16 protein-coding genes are annotated in these 16,271 nt (G+C 73.3%); 6 read left to right on the top strand and 10 right to left on the bottom strand.

The features are described 5' to 3' along the window. Window positions 1-3: 3 nt before the first annotated feature. Window positions 4-855 carry a fructosamine kinase family protein gene (locus OKJ99_RS42605; protein ID WP_326024048.1) on the bottom strand — a complete coding sequence of 284 codons (852 nt, stop codon included), beginning with the start codon at window positions 853-855 and terminating at the stop codon, window positions 4-6. A 143-nt stretch (window positions 856-998) separates the two neighbouring features. On the opposite strand from OKJ99_RS42605, the gene OKJ99_RS42600 reads away from it, so the two are divergent. After that, on the top strand, window positions 999-1,703 hold the full coding sequence (locus tag OKJ99_RS42600; protein WP_407700881.1) for a type 1 glutamine amidotransferase: 705 nt from the start codon (window positions 999-1,001) through the stop codon (window positions 1,701-1,703). On the opposite strand, the gene OKJ99_RS42595 is transcribed toward OKJ99_RS42600, so the two are convergent. After that, a complete protein-coding gene (locus OKJ99_RS42595; protein ID WP_326024046.1) occupies window positions 1,663-2,913 on the bottom strand; it encodes a benzoate/H(+) symporter BenE family transporter in 1,251 nt (416 codons plus the stop codon). The two genes, OKJ99_RS42600 and OKJ99_RS42595, sit on opposite strands and share 41 nt — an antisense overlap. A gap of 146 nt (window positions 2,914-3,059) precedes the next feature. Here OKJ99_RS42595 and OKJ99_RS42590 point away from each other — a divergent pair, with 146 nt between their 5' ends. Beyond that, window positions 3,060-3,596: a helix-turn-helix domain-containing protein gene (locus tag OKJ99_RS42590; RefSeq protein WP_326024045.1), complete on the top strand. Its 537-nt coding sequence runs from the start codon at window positions 3,060-3,062 to the stop codon at window positions 3,594-3,596. A gap of 13 nt (window positions 3,597-3,609) precedes the next feature. On the opposite strand, the gene OKJ99_RS42585 is transcribed toward OKJ99_RS42590, so the two are convergent. The 5 genes from OKJ99_RS42585 to OKJ99_RS42565 all read right to left on the bottom strand — a co-directional run bounded on the left by OKJ99_RS42585 (window position 3,610) and on the right by OKJ99_RS42565 (window position 7,749). Then, a complete protein-coding gene (locus OKJ99_RS42585; RefSeq protein ID WP_326024044.1) occupies window positions 3,610-4,422 on the bottom strand; it encodes a hypothetical protein in 813 nt (270 codons plus the stop codon). A 134-nt stretch (window positions 4,423-4,556) separates the two neighbouring features. Then, entirely contained in the window at window positions 4,557-6,095 is a 1,539-nt protein-coding gene (locus tag OKJ99_RS42580) for a PstS family phosphate ABC transporter substrate-binding protein (protein WP_326024043.1), read from the bottom strand. An 86-nt stretch (window positions 6,096-6,181) separates the two neighbouring features. Next, entirely contained in the window at window positions 6,182-6,673 is a 492-nt protein-coding gene (locus OKJ99_RS42575; RefSeq protein ID WP_326024042.1) for a DUF2269 family protein, read from the bottom strand. 2 nt (window positions 6,674-6,675) lie between these two features. Continuing rightward, on the bottom strand, window positions 6,676-6,999 hold the full coding sequence (locus OKJ99_RS42570; RefSeq protein WP_326024041.1) for a hypothetical protein: 324 nt from the start codon (window positions 6,997-6,999) through the stop codon (window positions 6,676-6,678). 54 nt (window positions 7,000-7,053) lie between these two features. Then, on the bottom strand, window positions 7,054-7,749 hold the full coding sequence (locus OKJ99_RS42565; protein WP_326024040.1) for a DJ-1/PfpI family protein: 696 nt from the start codon (window positions 7,747-7,749) through the stop codon (window positions 7,054-7,056). 219 nt (window positions 7,750-7,968) lie between these two features. On the opposite strand from OKJ99_RS42565, the gene OKJ99_RS42560 reads away from it, so the two are divergent. The 4 genes from OKJ99_RS42560 (at window position 7,969) to OKJ99_RS42545 (ending at window position 12,519) form a co-directional block, all read left to right on the top strand. Next, window positions 7,969-8,907, top strand: a complete 939-nt coding sequence (locus OKJ99_RS42560) for a GlxA family transcriptional regulator (protein ID WP_326024039.1) — start codon at window positions 7,969-7,971, stop codon at window positions 8,905-8,907. Between the two features lie 121 nt (window positions 8,908-9,028). Continuing rightward, entirely contained in the window at window positions 9,029-11,554 is a 2,526-nt protein-coding gene (locus OKJ99_RS42555; RefSeq protein ID WP_326024038.1) for an ATP-dependent Clp protease ATP-binding subunit, read from the top strand. An 86-nt stretch (window positions 11,555-11,640) separates the two neighbouring features. Then, the gene (locus OKJ99_RS42550; RefSeq protein WP_326024037.1) at window positions 11,641-12,039 is read left to right on the top strand and encodes a hypothetical protein; all 399 of its coding nucleotides are present in this window, start codon (window positions 11,641-11,643) and stop codon (window positions 12,037-12,039) included. A gap of 93 nt (window positions 12,040-12,132) precedes the next feature. Next, complete coding sequence (locus OKJ99_RS42545) at window positions 12,133-12,519, top strand: hypothetical protein (protein ID WP_326024036.1); 387 nt, start codon at window positions 12,133-12,135, stop codon at window positions 12,517-12,519. Here the strand turns inward: OKJ99_RS42545 and OKJ99_RS42540 are convergent. The 3 genes from OKJ99_RS42540 to OKJ99_RS42530 all read right to left on the bottom strand — a co-directional run. Then, window positions 12,506-13,138 carry a DUF6629 family protein gene (locus OKJ99_RS42540; protein WP_326024035.1) on the bottom strand — a complete coding sequence of 211 codons (633 nt, stop codon included), beginning with the start codon at window positions 13,136-13,138 and terminating at the stop codon, window positions 12,506-12,508. The genes OKJ99_RS42545 and OKJ99_RS42540 overlap by 14 nt on opposite strands. Before the next feature lie 53 nt (window positions 13,139-13,191). Beyond that, window positions 13,192-14,607, bottom strand: coding sequence for an FAD-binding oxidoreductase (locus OKJ99_RS42535; RefSeq protein ID WP_326024034.1), 1,416 nt, complete (start codon window positions 14,605-14,607; stop codon window positions 13,192-13,194). Window positions 14,608-14,707: 100 nt separating this feature from the next. Further along, window positions 14,708-16,271 (bottom strand): helix-turn-helix transcriptional regulator (locus OKJ99_RS42530; protein WP_326024033.1); only part of this gene is annotated, 1,564 nt, incomplete at its 5' end.

The following is a 16,271-nucleotide window of genomic DNA, read 5'->3' as shown; positions in this document are numbered from 1 at the left end:
CGGTTACGGGAGTTGGGAGCGGGCCGCGGCCACCGTCTGCTCGGCGTAGCCGCGGCCGAACAGCACCGTGTGCACCAGGAGCGGGAAGAGCTGGTGCAGCGGGACGCGGTCGCGCCAGCCGTCGGCGAGCGGCGCGACCTGCTGGTAGCCGTCGAGGATCCGGTCCAGGTGCGGCGCGCCGAACAGGTGCAGCATCGCGAGATCGGTCTCGCGGTGCCCGCCGTGCGCGGCCGGGTCGATGAGCCGGGCCGCGCCGTCGGCGCCCCACAACAGGTTGCCGTTCCACAGGTCGCCGTGCAGCCGGGCAGGCGGCTCGGCGGGGCCCGCGAGTTCGGGCAGCCGCTCGCAGACCCGCTCGATGGGCCGCGCCTCGGCGGGGGAGAGGGTGTCGGCGTCCACGGCGGCGCGCAGATAGGGGAGTACTCGATGGGTGGCGTACCAGCGGGGCCAGTCGTCGCCCGGCACATTGCGCATGGGGGCGAGCCCGATGTACGCCTCCGTCGGCCCTCCGGGCGGCGCCGCGCCGAATGCCGGGGCCCCGGCTGCGTGCAGCCGCGCGAGCCCCTCGCCGAAGCGCACCGCGGCGTCCCCGCCCGGCCGCCCCTGCGCGACCCGGTCGACGACCAGACACCGCTCGTCGTAGCCGTGCACCGTGGGCACCGCCACCGCTTCGGCCGCCGCGAGCCACCGGAGCCCGGCCGCCTCCGCGCGCACCGCCGCCGGGTCGTCGGCCTGCTTCACGATCACCACGCGGCCGTCGTCGAGGGTGACCTCGCCGAGGTGGGACGAGAGGCGCCGCTGGGCGGTGGCCGGACGGCCGGTGAAGCGGGTGGCGGCGGCTGCGAGTGCGGACATGCTCCTCAGCGTAGGACGGCAGCGGGAGCGTTGACGTGCCGCGTCGCGCGCTGGTCTGCTGCGTGGATCAACGCCGGGTTTGATCCCGGTCAGCGTACGGAACGAGGCGAACAGGCATGAATATCAAGGGAGTTGACCCAGGGGTGGCCCCCGTCCTGGTCGTGCAGAACACCAAGAGCGGTGGCCCCGGCCGCGTCGGCGACTGGCTGCGCGAGGCGGGCCTCGCGCTGGAGGGCCTGCGTCCGTACGAGGGTGAGGCGCTGCCCGAGACGCTGAACGGCAGGCCGCTGGTGGTGCTGGGCGGCGGCTTCCTGCCGGACGACGACGAGCGTGCGCCCTGGCTGCCCGCCACCCGCCGCCTCGTCGCGCAGGCCCTCGACGGCGGCACGCCCGTCCTCGGCATCTGCCTCGGCGGCCAACTGCTCGCACACGTGGCGGGCGGCCGTGTGCGGGGGAATCACGGGCGGCCCGAGTACGGCAGCACCCGGATTCGGCTGCGGCCCGAGGCCGCCGAGGATCCGCTGCTGCACGGGCTCGGCGCCACGGTTCCGGCGATCGAGCGGCACGTCGACCAGATCACCGAACTGCCGCCGGGCGCCGCCTGGCTGGCGTCCACCGAGGCCTGCCCGCACCAGGCGTTCCGGGTGGGGGAGCGGGCCTGGGGCGTCCAGTTCCACCCGGAGGCCGAGGCCGGGCGGATCGCCGGATGGGACGACGAGCCCCTGGCGCGGAACGGCTTCGACCGGGACCGGCTGCACGCCGCGGCGGTGGCCGAGGGGGGCGCGGCCGTCGCGGCGTGGTCGGAGGTCACACGGAGGTTCGCTCGGGTGTGCGCGACGATGCCGTGACCGGCCGGGCCGCGGGCATCGACGGGGTGGTGCGGCGCCGCGCCATCGACGCGACGACCGTGGTGAGCACGCCCGCGAGCAGCCCCCAGAACGCGGACCCGATGCCGAGCAGTGTCACCCCGGAGGCCGTCGCCAGGAAGGTGACGACGGCCGCCTCCCTGGACTTGGGGTCCGACAGCGCGCCGGTCAGGGCGGACTCGATGGTGGCGAGCATGCCCACCCCGGCGACCGCCAGGACCAGCGCGTGCGGCATCGCGCCGAGCAGCGAGGCCACGGTCGCGCCGAGCAGGCCGACGCACAGGTAGAAGATGCCCGCCCACACGGCCGCGAGATAGCGCCGCTTCCGGTCGGGGTGCGCCTCCTCGCCGGTGCAGATCGCGGCGGTCAGCGCCGCGAGGTTGAGGCCGAAGGCGCCGAACGGTGCGAGCACGGCCTGCGCGACACCGGTCCAGGTGAGGACCGGCGAGATCGGCACCTCGTACCCGGACGTGCGCAGCACGGCGACACCCGGCAGATTCTGCGAGGCCATGGTGACCACGAACAGCGGCACACCGACGCTGATGAGCACCTTCCAGTCGAGCTCGGGAGTCGTGAACACCGGCTGCGCAAGGGACAGTTGGACCCGCTCCAGGTGCCAGCCGCCGGTGAGGACGGAGGCCACGACGCCACCGGCGAGCGCGACCACCACGGCGTAGCGCGGCAGCAGCCGACGGGCGAGCAGATACAGCGCGAACACCGGGAACGCGATCCCGAAGTGCCCGCCCATCTGCGCGAAGAGCCCCGTCCCGAAGTCCAGGAGCACACCCGCGAGCAGCGCGGAGGCGAGCGGCACCGGGATCCGGTCCATGAGCCGCGCGAACCACCCGGTCAGGCCGCTCACCACGGTCAGCACGGCACTGAACACGAACGCGCCCACGGCCTTCTCCATGGACACCCCGCTCAGGCTCGTGGCGAGCAGCGCGGCGCCCGGAGTCGACCAGGAGGTGAGTACGGGCGCCTTGTTGCGCAGCGACAGGCCCACGGTGGTCACGGCGATGCCGACGCCCAGCGCCAGCATCCACGACGACACCTCCCGCGCGTCCGCCCCCGCCGTCCGCGCCGCGGTGAAGACGATGGCGGCCGCGCTGGTCACGCCGACGGTGGTGGCGATGAGCCCCGCTGTCACGGCCGAGGGTGGTGCGAGGGCGCGTATGCGGGCGAGCGAGGACATGCGGGTGTCACTTCCGAAGGCAGGGAGGGCAGGATGGTGTGAGCCTGTGGAGCGTTCCATGAACAGAACGTTCTGTTTGTGGAACACTAAGGACGCGGGTGGCGACACGTCAACACGCGCCGAAAGGCGCGGGAGGGGGCCGGGCAATGGGGCTTGGTGACGAAGTGGGGCGCAGGCTGAAGCGGCTGCGCCAGGACAGCGGCCTGTCCCTGTCCGAACTCGCGCGCCGCTCGAGCGTCGGCAAGGGCACGCTCTCCGAGCTGGAGACCGGACGCCGCAACCCCACCCTCGAAACCCTCTACGCCCTGACCACCGCGCTCGGCCGCCCGCTCAGCGCGGTCCTCGACGACCCGCCGGGTGCCGGGGCGGGCGCGGCCGGTGTCTCCGGGAGCGCGGTCACCGCGGTGCTGATCGAGCGCTACGAGGATGCGGACGCGGCCACCGACGTCTTCCGCGTCACCATCGCCGAGGGTGCGACCCAGGAGTCCGCGGCGCACGTCCAGCGCACCACGGAGAGCCTGATGGTGCTCTCCGGGACGGCCGTCGTCGGCCCGCCGGACGCGCCCACGACCGCGGGGCCCGGCGGCCACGCCCGTTGGGCGGCGGACGCCCCGCACATCTACGGCGCTCCGGACGGCGAGGTCCAGGGGATCCTCTTCGTCCGCTACCCGAAGGGATCGTGACCGGCGCCGGGACTCAGGCGGCGTGCGGCGCCTGCGACGGGCCGGTGCCGCGCAGGTCCGAGACGTCGACCGAGTCGTCCGCCGACGGTGTCTTCTTCGGTACCGGCTTGCCGTAGTCGGTCAGCGTCATCGACAGGGACTCGCCGGAGCCCTTCTCGGTGGCCCGCACCAGCCGGTGCGGTGCGTCGGCGGTGACGTAGAGGGTGCTGCGTTCCTTGCTGTCGCCGGAGGTCAGCGGCACGACCTCGGTGCCGGCGACCTTCTTCTGGTCGCCCTTCGTGAGGTCGTCCTTGGTGGCACGGTCCGAGCCGTCCTTGAGCCGCTTTCGGAACGAGTCGAGGTCGCAGGTGCCGGACAGTCCGTCGAGCATCGGGTCGTCGGTGGTGCCGTGCACATAGCGGTCCCCGATCAGTTCGGCCGCCAACTCGCCGCTCCGTCCTGGGAGTTGGGTCTTCCAGAAGATGGCGTCCGGCTTGATCCAGACCTCGTCGCCGCGCTTCACGAGGTCGACGCTGCCACCCTTGGCGCCGCCGGTGCCCATGCGCAGCTCGCCCGTGCAGTTTCCGTTCTCGTCGAGACGCAGATCGATCAGCGCCGGAGTGCGGGTGTCCCGGTCGTCCGCGTCGTTCTTCATCGTCAGATGCAGGGACTTCGCGTCCAGGAGTTCCTTCTTCGCCGCGTCGGCCAGTTCTTGGGCGCTCTTGTCCTTGGCGTCGTCGCTGTCGGCCAGGGCGGGTCCCGCGGAGAACAGGCTCGCGCACACGAACGCCGCGGCGACGGGTGCCCGCGCGGCCCGGTGCAGCCGGGTCGGGGTCGGTCCGGCCATGACGCCACCTCGCCTTCCCGGACGCACGGCACGTCCGAAATACCCACAAATTGTACGTTCGGTGGGGTGCGCGTGTCGTCTTGTGGGGTGTGGGTGCCGTCCCCGAGATGTCGTCCTTGAGGGTGCCGTACGCGTCAGTCGTCCTTGCCGCACACCCGCAGCCCCACCGGGGTCCCGCACGGGAGGTGACCGTGTGTGGCGACGACGCCCTTGCCCGTGCCGTTGTCGACGGCGTAGGAGAGGAAGCTGGAGGCCAGTGAGTCCGCCGGCGGGCGACCGTAGGTGTACGCGTACTCGATCTCGCGGTACGGATAGCCGCCCGCGTCGAGCCGGTCGGGGTTCGGGGCATGGCCGTCGAGGGTGAGCCGGTGCAGGCCCTTCGGTGCGTCCGGCGGCGACGCGGCGCGCAGCTCGCTGTAGCCGAGGGCGCCGGGCGTGTGGGCCACGGTGTCCAGGACCTGCTCCGTGGAGTCCAGCTCGCAGCGCAGTACGCGGGCGGCGGTGCGGGCCGTGCGGTTGACGCAGTCGTCCGATGAGGCGGGCGGCTCGTCGGCGCCCGCGAGCACCCGCGCCGTGAGCGCGGACCGGGTGCCCGAGCCGGAGGTGCGGCTGACCAGGACGACCGGCAGCTCGGGCCCGCCCAACTGGGACCAGTTGCGGATCTCGCCCCGGTAGACGCGCCGCACGTCGGCCACGGACAGGTTCGTGAGGCGGACGTCGTCGTGCGCGACGAGCGTGAACAGGGACACCGCGATGCGGCTCTCGCTGAGCCGTGTGTAGCTGGCCGGGCGGGGTCCGTCGGAGAACGCGATGACGCCCGCCGTGCTGCCCGACTCCTCGCCGGACAGGGCGAGTTCACGCACTCCGGTGCGACTGCCGCGCGCCGCGACCGTGATGCGCGGCTCGTCCCCGCAATGCCCGCGGTACTTCTGCGCCAGCTCCTTCAGTACCGGGGCGAAGGCCGTGGACCCGGTCAGCCGGAGCCTGCCCGACTCGCAGTCGTCCGGCAGCGGTGACGGCGTGAGCAGCGGCAGGGTGGCCGCCGCGATCAGTGCCACGCCGAGCGTGACGGTGGTCCAGCGGGCCCGGCTGCTGAACACCGGTGGCTTCTCGTCCGGCGTGAGGCTGTGGTTCTCGTGCAGCTTGCCGTCCTTGATGTCACCGGCGACGGTGACCTTGTCCCCTTCGCTGCCGCCCGTGAGCAGTACCAGGATCTTGTAGTACGCGCCCGGCTTCAGGGGGACCTTGGGGATGCGCAGCGTGCCCGGTGCCGCGACGACCAGGCCCGGTTCGTCCTCGAAGTGGCTCCACAGGCTGGCGTGTTCATCGGTCAGGGTGACATCGAGGGCCTGGATGCTGCGGCCGGGGAACTCGGCGGTGAGCCCGTGGTTCGCGTCGATGTAGTCGGACGCCTCGACGTGCCGCGAGCCGTCGTTCTCGATCCGCAGCAGCACCAGGGTCGCGTCGCGCATCCCGGGCAGGTCGTTGAAGAGCCCGAAGCGCGGATCGCCCTCGCCGGCCGGGCCGTTGTGCCCTATCGCGATGTCCATCTGCTTGCGGAACCCGACGCGTTTGCTGCGCCGCGCCCTGCGGTCCGCCGCGAACGGCGTGGCGACGGAGACCACGCCGATCAGCAGCCCCGCGGTGGTGAGGGCGATCTCGAGCCATCCCATGCGGGCGACGGTACGGACCCGCGGGCCGGGGCGGCGGTCCGGGCGTCGAGCTTCGCCCACTGTTCGTCCCCCGTTCAACGTCCCCGTCAGGAACCGGTCGTGGAACCGGTCGTGGAGCCGGGCCGCAGGATCATCAGGACCGTGACGGTCGCCCACAGCAGATTGAACACGCCTGTCAGCATGGCCAGTTGGGAGGCGGATTGGGAGGCGGACCGGGGGGCCACGGGTGTCCCCGACCCGCGGACCGCTTCGAGCGCCGTTTCCTGCGCGGGCAGGATGAACACGGCCAGGACCGCCGCGGCCGCCGCCGTCAGCACGATCGAGACGATGAGCCAAGGGCTGCCGAGCACCCCGAGACTGCTCGCGGTCGCGAACCCGAGGAGCGGCACGGCGACGCCGATGCCCGCGTAGACGCGGCAGATTCGGTGCAGGGTGCGCAGCGTCGCGAGCGCCTCGGCGTCCCCCGGCGAACCGAGCGCGCCACGCAGCGACGCGGGGAACATGCTCGCGGCGACGGTGACCGGCCCGACGGTCAGCACGGCGGCGAGGACGTGCAGGATGAGCAGGAATTTCGTCATGGTCAGCGGCCCGCGCCCGCCCGCTCGGGGCGCCGGGTGCCGGTCACCTTCGACGCCGGGAGCCGCCCGGCACGGGACGTACCGGTCAGGGTGTCGCCGTCGAAGGTGACGGCGAAGGCCAGGTTCAGGCGCATCGGCCGGGTGACCGCCTGCTTCCAGGTGAGCCGGTCGTCGCCGGTCAATTCGAGGTCGTGGAGCGGGACTTCCTCGCCCGCGCCGTGTGCGGTGCCGGTGAGTTCCCCGCCCTCCCCCCGGAGTTCGACGACGGCGGCGATCGTGCCGATGGGGGTGGAGACGGACAGGTCCCAGATGCCTTCGACGGTCATGCGGTGGTGGTTCCTCTCAATGGCTGTACGGATCAATGGCTGTACGGATGCGGTTCAGAAGGCGGCGGGTGCGGGCCCCCGCGAGCGCCAGACCGTGCCGCGACGCTCGTACGCGAACAACTCCTCGACGGCGTGGGCGATCCGCGGTCCCACCTCCCGCTCCAGCAGATGCAGGGCGAGATCGAGCCCCGAGGTGACCCCGGCCCCGGTGACGAGATCGCCGTCGTCCACGACGCGGGCCCGTACCGCGCGGGCGCCGGTGGCCTCGAGGAGGTCGAGTCCCAAGTGGTGGGTGGTCGCGGGGCGTCCCTCGATGAGTCCGGCAAGGGCCAGGACGAGCGAGCCGCCACAGACGGTCGCGACCGTCGTCGTGGGGCCGGTCATGGCCGCGCCGAGCAGGGCGGGCAGCTCCGTGGAGAGCGTGCGCCCGATCAGCACCGGGATCGTCGCCTCCGAGGCGTCATCAGCGGCGCCCTCAGCCGCGCCCTCGTCCGGCGTCTCGCCGGGGTCGCCGACAGGGCCGGACGCGCCGGGCACCACCACGAGGTCCGCCCGCGCAGGATCGAGCGCGGCGGTGGCGCGCAGCGCGAGCCCGCCGGTCCCGCCGACCACCTCGCGCGGCCCTTCGGCGGAGACCAGCTCCACGTCCAGGGTCCCGCCGGACGCGACGGCGCCGGCGTGCAGCACCTCGAAGGGGGCGACGACATCGAGCGGGTCGAAGCCGTCGTAGAGGACGATCTGGATGCGCATGGGGGAGGGGTCCTTCGCAGGTCACGCGCCCGGTCCGGCCGGGATCGCCGTCGACGCTAGTCAGGTGCGGGCCGGTCTCCCAGTGGCAATAGTGACGACTGTCAACGGGATATCGCCAGGCGCCGTGACCTGGCCGTCAAGCCCCGTCAAGCCCCGTCACGCCTCTGGCCACCGGCCGGGCACTGTGGCGAGAACCCGGGGATCGGTTAGATTCCCGCCATGCACACCATCGCCGTCCTCGCCCTCGATCAGGTGATCCCCTTCGACCTGGCGACGCCCATCGAGGTCTTCAGCCGCACCCGGCTGCCCGACGGCCGCCCCGGCTACCAGGTCCGGGTGTGCGCGGAGCGGGAGGAGGTCGACGCCGGGGCGTTCACGATCCGCGCGCCCCGCGGCCTCGACGGGCTCAAGGGCGCGGACACGGTCATCGTGCCCGGCACCGCCGACCCCACCGCCCCGCTCGCCCCCGCCGTCCGCGACGCGCTGCGCACAGCCGCCGCCGACGGCACCCGGATCGCCTCGATCTGCTCCGGCACCTTCCCCCTCGCCGCCACCGGGCTCCTGGACGGACTGCGCGCCACCACCCACTGGATCGGCGCCGACCTGCTCGCCGCCACCCACCCGGAGATCGAGGTCGACCCCGCCGTCCTCTACGTCGACAACGGCCAGATCCTCACCTCGGCCGGCGCGGCCGCCGGACTCGACCTGTGCCTGCACATGATCCGCCGCGACTACGGCTCCGCGGTCGCCGCCGACGCGGCCCGGCTCTCCGTCATGCCGCTCGAACGCGAGGGCGGCCAGGCCCAGTTCATCGTGCACGACCACGCGCCGACGCCACAGGGCTCGGCCTTCGAGCCGCTCCTCACCTGGCTGCAGGAGAACCTGGAACGCGACCTCGGCCTCGCCGACATCGCCGCGCACGCGGGTGTCAGCACCCGCACCCTCATGCGACGCTTTCGCGAACAGACCGGCAGCACGCCGCTGCAGTGGCTGCACCGCGCCCGCATCCGCCAGGCCCAGCACCTGCTGGAGACCACACCCCACCCCGTGGAGCGGATCGCCGCGCAGGTCGGCTTCGGCTCACCCACCGCGTTCCGCGACCGCTTCAAGCGCACCACGGGCGTCAGCCCGCAGACGTACCGCCGCAGCTTCGCCTGACGCCGCGGCCCCGTTCGGCCCACCACGTTTATCCACGCCACAGCGGGCTACGCGCACCCCGGACGGACGTCGACGAGGCAGCGCTGCCGTACGCGGACGGCGCGCGCCGGGACGGATGGGCATGAGCAGCGGATTCACCGGGTCCGACGGCTACGGACAGGACCCCTTCGGCGACTTCTTCTCGCGGTTCCTCGGCGGTGGCCGACGGCAGATCGACATCGGCAGGCTGATGAGCGGGCCCGCCCGCCATCTCGTCGCCACGGCCGCGAACTACGCCACCGAGCGCGGCCGCGGTGACCTCGACACCGGGCACCTGCTGTGGGCGGCGCTCTCCCTCGAACCCACGCGCGGCCTCGTGACGCGGGCCGGCGCCGATCCCGACCGGCTGGCCGAGGAGATCGACCGGCACGCGGGCGGCGGTGAGCCGAGCCGCACCCCGCAGTCCCTCTCCGTGACGCCCGCGGTCAAGCGGGCCCTGCTCGACGCACACGTGATCGCGCGGGAGTCGGGCGTCGCCTACATCGGCCCCGACCACATCGTGTTCGCGCTCGCGGCCAACCCCGACTCGGCGGCGGGACACCTCCTCAACCAGGCCCGCTTCACCCCGGACCCGGCCCCGCAGACCCCGCCTCCCGGACCCGCCGACACCCGCCCCGGCGCCCCGCAGGCGAGGACCACGGCGCCCACCCCCAACCTGGACCGCTTCGGCGAGGACCTCACCGACCGGGCCCGACAAGGCCGCCTCGACCCGGTCATCGGCCGCGACGAGGAGATCGAGCAGACCGTCGAGGTGCTCTCCCGCAGAGGCAAGAACAACCCCGTGCTCATCGGCGACGCGGGCGTCGGCAAGACCGCGATCGTCGAGGGCCTCGCCCAACGCATCGCCGACGGCGACGTACCCGAGACACTCCGCGGGCGCCGCCTCGTCTCGCTCGACCTGTCGGGCGTCGTCGCGGGCACCCGCTACCGCGGCGACTTCGAGGAACGGCTGGGCGGCATCATCGACGAAGTGCGCGCCCACCCGGACGAACTCGTCGTGTTCATCGACGAGTTGCACACCGTCGTCGGCGCGGGCGCGAGCGGCGGCTCCGAAGGCGGTTCCATGGACGCGGGCAACATGCTCAAACCCGCCCTGGCGCGCGGCGAGTTGCACGTCATCGGCGCCACCACCCTGGAGGAGTACCGGCGGCACATCGAGAAGGACGCCGCGCTCGCCCGCCGCTTCCAGCCGATCCTGGTGCCCGAACCGTCGACGGCCGACGCCGTGGAGATCCTGCGCGGACTGCGCGACCGCTACGAGGCGCACCACCAGATCCGGTACGCGGACGAGGCGTTGCTCGCCGCCGTCGACCTGTCCGACCGCTATCTCACCGAGCGTTTCCTGCCCGACAAGGCCATCGACCTGATGGACCAGGCGGGGGCCCGCGTCCGGCTGCGCGACCGCACCAAGACCACCGACGTACGCGCCCTGGAGCGCCAGGTCGACGACCTCACCCGCGACAAGGACGAGGCGGTGGCCGCCGAACAGTACGAGCGGGCCACCGAACTGCGCGACCGTATCGGTGAGTTGATCGGACGGATCGAGGGTGCCCGCGATCCCGACCCCGGCGACGGGCACATCGTCGAGGTGTCCGCCGAGGACATCGCCGAGATCGTGTCCCGGCAGACCGGCATCCCCGTCAGCAGCCTCACCCAGGAGGAGAAGGAGCGCCTCCTCGGCCTCGAACAGCATCTGCACGAGCGGGTCATCGGCCAGGACGAGGCCGTCACCGCCGTCGCCGAGGCGGTCCTGCGTTCCCGCGCCGGGCTCGCCAGCCCCGACCGGCCCATCGGCAGCTTCCTCTTCCTCGGCCCCACCGGCGTCGGCAAGACCGAACTGGCCCGCGCCCTCGCCGAGGCACTCTTCGGCAGCCAGGAACGCCTGGTCCGGCTCGACATGAGCGAGTTCCAGGAGCGCCACACCGTCTCCCGCCTGGTGGGCGCGCCGCCCGGCTACGTCGGCCACGAGGAGGCCGGGCAGCTCACCGAGGCCGTGCGCCGGCACCCGTACTCGCTGGTCCTGCTCGACGAGGTGGAGAAGGCACACCCCGATGTCTTCAACACACTGCTGCAGGTCCTCGACGACGGACGCCTCACCGACGCGCAGGGCCGCACGGTGAACTTCACCAACACGGTCATCGTGATGACCAGCAACCTGGGCTCCGAGGCCATCGCCGGACGCGGCGCCGCGCTGGGCTTCCGAGCCGACGGCTCCGAAGCGGACGAGACCGCGCGCCGCGAACAGGTGCTCCGCCCGCTGCGGGAGCACTTCCGCCCGGAGTTCCTCAACCGCGTCGACGAGATCGTGATCTTCCGGCGGCTGAGCACCGAACAGCTGGCCCGCATCACCGACCTCCTCCTCGACGAGACCCGGCGCCGCCTGCACGCACAGAACATCACCATCGAGTTCGCCCCCGAAGCCGTCGAGTGGCTGGCCCGGCGCGGGCACAAGCCCGAGTACGGGGCGCGCCCGCTGCGCCGCACCATCCAGCGGGAGGTCGACAACCGGCTCTCCCGGATGCTGCTCGACGGCGAGATCGCGGCGGGCGGCCGGATCCGGGTCGAAGCGGGCGACGGGGAGCTCACCGTCCGGTCGAAGGAGACGTAACCCCTGGTCGCGTACGACGTTGATGCGCGCGAGGCGCGGGCACAGGGCCCCGCGCACCACGTCGTACGAGACACAGGGAGTCACCCATGCGGGACACCATGCGGGCCGCCGCCAAGAAGACCTTCTCCTCACTGGCCGCGGCCGTCGCCGCGCTCGGCTGCGTCATCGCCGTGGGCCAGCCGGCGGCCGCCGACGGCAAGTGGTGCAACAACGCGGTGTGCATCGAGACCTACGACAGCGGTACCTACCTGGGCCGCGTCGAGGTGTCCGTCGTGAACACCAACCAGCCGCACCGCATCTCCGCCCGCGTGTGGACCACCGACGGCTGGTCGGCGAACACCAAGGTCGAGGACGTCGACGCGTTCCGCACCTACCGCGACCAGGCCTACCCACAACGGCACTTCGCGGCCGGCACCCGGCTGTGCGCCGAGGGCTTCCGGGGCGGCGACAGCGTCGGCCTGCCCTGTGTGACGATCACCGACTGACGGCAGCCCGGCGCCACAGCCACTGATCCCTTAGAGGGACGCGGACCGCGTGGCCGGTGCCGACGGCGGCGGGCGGCTGGTAGCCGTGGACCCATGAACCACACCAAGCGTGCCATTCGTTCGGTGCTCGCCGCCGCGTTCCTCACCCTCGCCGGGCTCGCCACCGCGCACACCCCGGCCGTCGCGGCCGACGGCTGCAACTCCGACCCCGGCATCCCGGTGCAGGGGCCGCCCGGCACCATCACCGCGACCGCCAACAGCACCGGCTGCGCCAACAACTGGACGTTCAAGGCCGTGCTGCAGAGCTCGCGCTGGTGGGGCTGGGCCGACGACGCCGAGCAGACATGGGTCGGCAGCGGCAGCACCACCCTCAGCGCCGGGTGCGCGGGCGTGCACGACCACCGGGTGATCCTCTTCTGGAACAGCGGCCCCGCCCAGGGCCAGCAGATCAGCCCGGTCAGCAACCTCAACTGCGGCTGACCGTACGAGGATCCCCGCGCAGCCACCCGTAGAGCACCACCGAGCAGAGCGCGGCGCCGGCGCACCACGTGGAGATGAACTCCCAGCGCCACAGCGCCGCGCACACTGCCGCGGCGAGCGCCGCCAGCACACCGAGCAGGACCAGGCGTCGCTCGCCCGACAGCAGCAGCGAGCCGATCGTCGCCAGCAGATAGCCCGCCACGATCCACCCGGCATGCGGCAGGCCGATCGCATAGCCCATCGTGTGACCGCGGACCTCGGCGGTCACCGTGCTCGTCGCCAGGACGTACCCGAGCACCCCCGCCGTCACGACGCCCGCCGCGAGCGGCACGAGGAGCCGACGGCGGGCGTGCGGGGCCACCGCGCACCACACACCGGCCGGCACCCAGATCGGCAGCAGCGGAAGCGCGATCAGCGCCCACGCGGTGACCGCGCCGCCAGTGCCACCGCCGTCGTTCCAGATCACCGCCTCGATGATCTGGTGCGCCCCGAGCAGCAGCGGCAGCGCCGCGAGCGGCACGGCCCGCGGCCGGGTCCGCGCCGCCCGCGCCACACACCCCACGCCCACGGCGGTGATCGCGCCACCCGCCACCAGATCGGCCGTCGCACTCCAGCACATGCGACCACGCTACGTTTCCGTGGGCCGGGCGGCGCGTCGTGGGCCGGAGCCCGTTACGGCCGGACGTTGTCCCGGGCGGCCGGGTCCGGCTGGATGTTCTGGTTGCTGCGGAACACGTTGTCCGGGTCGAGGGCCGCCTTGACGCGGGCCAGGCGGGCGTAGTTGCCGCGGTAGCTCGCCCGCACCCGCTCCTGCCCCTCGTCCATCATCATGTTCACGTAGGCGCCGCCCGCCGAGTAGGGGTGCAGCGCCTCGAAGTAGTCGACCGTCCAGCGCCTCAGCAGATCGGCGTTGGCCGGGTCCGGGTCGACGCCCGCGAACACGCTCGCCCAGCGCGCGTCCCGGTAGCTGAACGCGGTGTCGGAAGGACCGACGTCGTGGGCGGCCCCGTCGATCGGGTACAGGTGCATCGTCGACTGCATGGACGGCGTCTGCGGTCCGAACTTGGCGTGCTGCTCCACGGCTCCGTCCGGGATCTCGCGGACGAAGTCGGCCCGCCAGTACCACTGGTGGCCCGGCGGATAGAGGCCGTCGAACATCGACTGCATCGCGGGGTGCGGCATCGGCGCGACGGCGTGCAGCAGCGGCGCGGGCAGGTCGCCCAGGAGCGGCGCCATGGCCAGGTCCGCGGCCTCCGGGTCCCCGGACGTGTGGCACCACACGACCCCGCAGATCTTCCGCAGATGCAGCTCCTCGGGGAACGGCGGGGCCGGCGGCACGGACCCGTACAGGAAGAAGCAGTTGACGTCGCGGGGCGCGGCGGGCAGGAAGTCGCGGTAGGCGGACAGGATCTCGGCGCTCTGCTCGGCCGGCCAGAACGTCGGCCCGGCCACCACCGTGCCCACCTCGTGCAGCCGGAACGTGAAGGACGTGACGACGCCGAAGTTGCCGCCGCCGCCCCGGATCGCCCAGAACAGGTCCGTGTTGGTGTCGGCGTCCGCGCGCACCGGGGTGCCGTCGGCGAGGACGACCTCCGCCGCCAGGATGTTGTCGACGGTCAGGCCGCAGGCCCGGGTGAGGTGGCCGAGGCCGCCGCCGAGCGTGAGGCCGCCGACGCCGGTGGTGGAGATGATGCCGCTGGGCGTGGCCAGGCCGTGCTCGTGCGTCGCCGCGTCGACCAGGCCCCAGGTGGCCCCGCCGCCGACCGTGACGGTGCGGGCGGCCGCGTCGACCTCGACGGAGTTCATGGGCGCCAGGTCGGCGACGACGCCGGCCTCGCAGGTGCCGAGGCCCGCGCCGTGGTGGCCGCCGCCGCGCACCGCGAGCGGAAGTTCGTGGCGGCGGGCGAAGGCGATCACCTTCGCCACGTCGTCCGCGCCGGCGCAGCGTGCCACGAGCGCGGGACGCCGGTCGATCATCGCGTTGTAGACGGCGCGGGCCTCCTCGTATCCGGAGTCCGTGGGCCCGGTCAACGTCCCCTGGAATCCGGTCAGTTCGTGGCGCGCCGCCTGTGCGGGTGTGGTGGTCATGCGATCCCCCGTGTCGAGTGGGTGTCGTCCGCCCCGTTCTACGGGCGTCGCGTGCGCACGGGCATGCGTGGGGGACACCCACCTCGGGCCGGGCGGGTACCTACGTTTCGCCCGTCGCCGTGAGCCCGATCTCCGCGGCCCGCTGGGCGGCCCGGCGCCGGGTGGGCGCGTCGAGTTTCTCCAGGACCGCGCGCACGTGGTTGTCGACCGTACGGACGGAGACGACGAGGCGTGCGGCGATCTCCGCGTTGGTCAGTCCGTGCATCAGGAGCCGTACCACCTGGAGTTGACGGTCGGTCAGGCCTGCCGGGTTGCCGCGCGCCGCCGCGTACGGCCCTCGGGGGACACGGCGTATGCCGAGCTGGCGGAGCTCGGCGCGGACCAGGCGGGCGAGCGGCGCGGCGCCCAGCGCGTCCAGCGTGGTGAGCGCACTCAGCTTGACGGCCGGATCGGGGCTCTGGGCGAGGGCGGCCGCCTCCTCGTACGGGCAGCCCGCCGTGTGCCACAGCTCGGCGGCCTTGTCCCACTGGCCCGCGGCCTGGAGTGCGTAGGGATGGGTCGCCCCGTCGGCCGGTGCGGGCCTGCCCGCCCTCGTCAGCCAGTAGCCGAGCTCGTAGCGCTGCGGTGCGGCGAGCCGGCGGGCCCGCTCGTGCACCCGCTCGGCGGCGGCGAGCACGCCCGTCCGGTCACCGCGCAGCCACGCGGCCTCCGCCCGGGCGGAGGCGACCGGACCGAGGCGCTGCAGCTCATCGGTGCCGACCGCGATCCGCCAGGCCTGGTCGAGCAGTTCACCGCCGCCGGGCTCGCCGCGTCGCGCCCGGATCCGGGCGAGGACCGTGAGGGCGGGGCAGCGGGCGGGCGGGAAGACGTCCGCGCCGAGCCGCGCGTACCGCTCGGCCTCCGCCCAGTCGCCTGCCGCGAACTTCCGTAGTGCCAACTCGACATGGAGGTAGGTCAGGAACCCGAGGTGTTCCGCGCGGTCGGCGAGATCGATGGCGGGGGCGAGATGCCGGTCCGCCTCGGTGAACCGCAGCTCGTCCAGGAGCGACCAGACGATGTTGGCGTAGGCGCGGCACGCGTGCTCCACCTCGCCCGCGTCGAGCGCCACCGCCAGGCTCTCCTCCAACTGCCGCTGCCCCAGCGGATCCCCGTCCCGCCAGCGGGCCGAGCCGACGTTGTTCAGCGCGTGCGCCAGGATCGCCGGGTCGCCCGCCCTGCGGGCCAGCGCGATGGCCCGCTCGCCGTACGCGACGGCCTGCGCGTACGCGTCCGACAGCATCCGCAACTGCGCCGTATTGCTGAGGGCGAGCGCCAACAGCCGCTCGTCACCGGCCCGTTCGAGCACCGCGAGGGCCTCGCGCGCGGCCGTCTCCGCCGCCGTCGCGTCGCCCGCCCACCAGTGGATCCGCGAAAGCCAGCGCAGATCCGCGCCGAGCGCCCGCGGCTCGCCGAGGCCGCGACGCAGCTCCACCGCCTCCCGCTGCGCGGTGACGGCGGCGTCCGAGTCGCCGATGGTGTAGCTCTCGACCGCGTACTGCTCCAGCAGATCGGCCAGCTCGGCGGGCCCGTAGCGTTCGACAGCGCCCAGCACGAGGCGCAGATGCGCGGCGGCCTCCCGGTGCGCGCCCGCCCGCGCCGCGTCGCGGGCGGCCCGGGGCCCGTAC

It is taken from the genome of Streptomyces endophyticus (assembly GCF_035798155.1).
Taxonomy (GTDB): domain Bacteria; phylum Actinomycetota; class Actinomycetes; order Streptomycetales; family Streptomycetaceae; genus Streptomyces; species Streptomyces endophyticus.
This window is presented reverse-complemented; position numbering and strand designations above follow the sequence as displayed.

Coding starts and splice junctions, on each gene's coding strand:
- OKJ99_RS42605 (WP_326024048.1), bottom strand. CDS start 855: ATGTCCGCACTCGCAGCCGCCGCCACCCGCTTCACCGGCCGTCCGGCC.
- OKJ99_RS42550 (WP_326024037.1), top strand. CDS start 11,641: ATGCGGGACACCATGCGGGCCGCCGCCAAGAAGACCTTCTCCTCACTG.
- OKJ99_RS42555 (WP_326024038.1), top strand. CDS start 9,029: ATGAGCAGCGGATTCACCGGGTCCGACGGCTACGGACAGGACCCCTTC.
- OKJ99_RS42590 (WP_326024045.1), top strand. CDS start 3,060: ATGGGGCTTGGTGACGAAGTGGGGCGCAGGCTGAAGCGGCTGCGCCAG.
- OKJ99_RS42540 (WP_326024035.1), bottom strand. CDS start 13,138: ATGTGCTGGAGTGCGACGGCCGATCTGGTGGCGGGTGGCGCGATCACC.
- OKJ99_RS42535 (WP_326024034.1), bottom strand. CDS start 14,607: ATGACCACCACACCCGCACAGGCGGCGCGCCACGAACTGACCGGATTC.
- OKJ99_RS42565 (WP_326024040.1), bottom strand. CDS start 7,749: ATGCGCATCCAGATCGTCCTCTACGACGGCTTCGACCCGCTCGATGTC.
- OKJ99_RS42595 (WP_326024046.1), bottom strand. CDS start 2,913: ATGTCCTCGCTCGCCCGCATACGCGCCCTCGCACCACCCTCGGCCGTG.
- OKJ99_RS42585 (WP_326024044.1), bottom strand. CDS start 4,422: ATGGCCGGACCGACCCCGACCCGGCTGCACCGGGCCGCGCGGGCACCC.
- OKJ99_RS42545 (WP_326024036.1), top strand. CDS start 12,133: ATGAACCACACCAAGCGTGCCATTCGTTCGGTGCTCGCCGCCGCGTTC.
- OKJ99_RS42580 (WP_326024043.1), bottom strand. CDS start 6,095: ATGGGATGGCTCGAGATCGCCCTCACCACCGCGGGGCTGCTGATCGGC.
- OKJ99_RS42560 (WP_326024039.1), top strand. CDS start 7,969: ATGCACACCATCGCCGTCCTCGCCCTCGATCAGGTGATCCCCTTCGAC.
- OKJ99_RS42570 (WP_326024041.1), bottom strand. CDS start 6,999: ATGACCGTCGAAGGCATCTGGGACCTGTCCGTCTCCACCCCCATCGGC.
- OKJ99_RS42575 (WP_326024042.1), bottom strand. CDS start 6,673: ATGACGAAATTCCTGCTCATCCTGCACGTCCTCGCCGCCGTGCTGACC.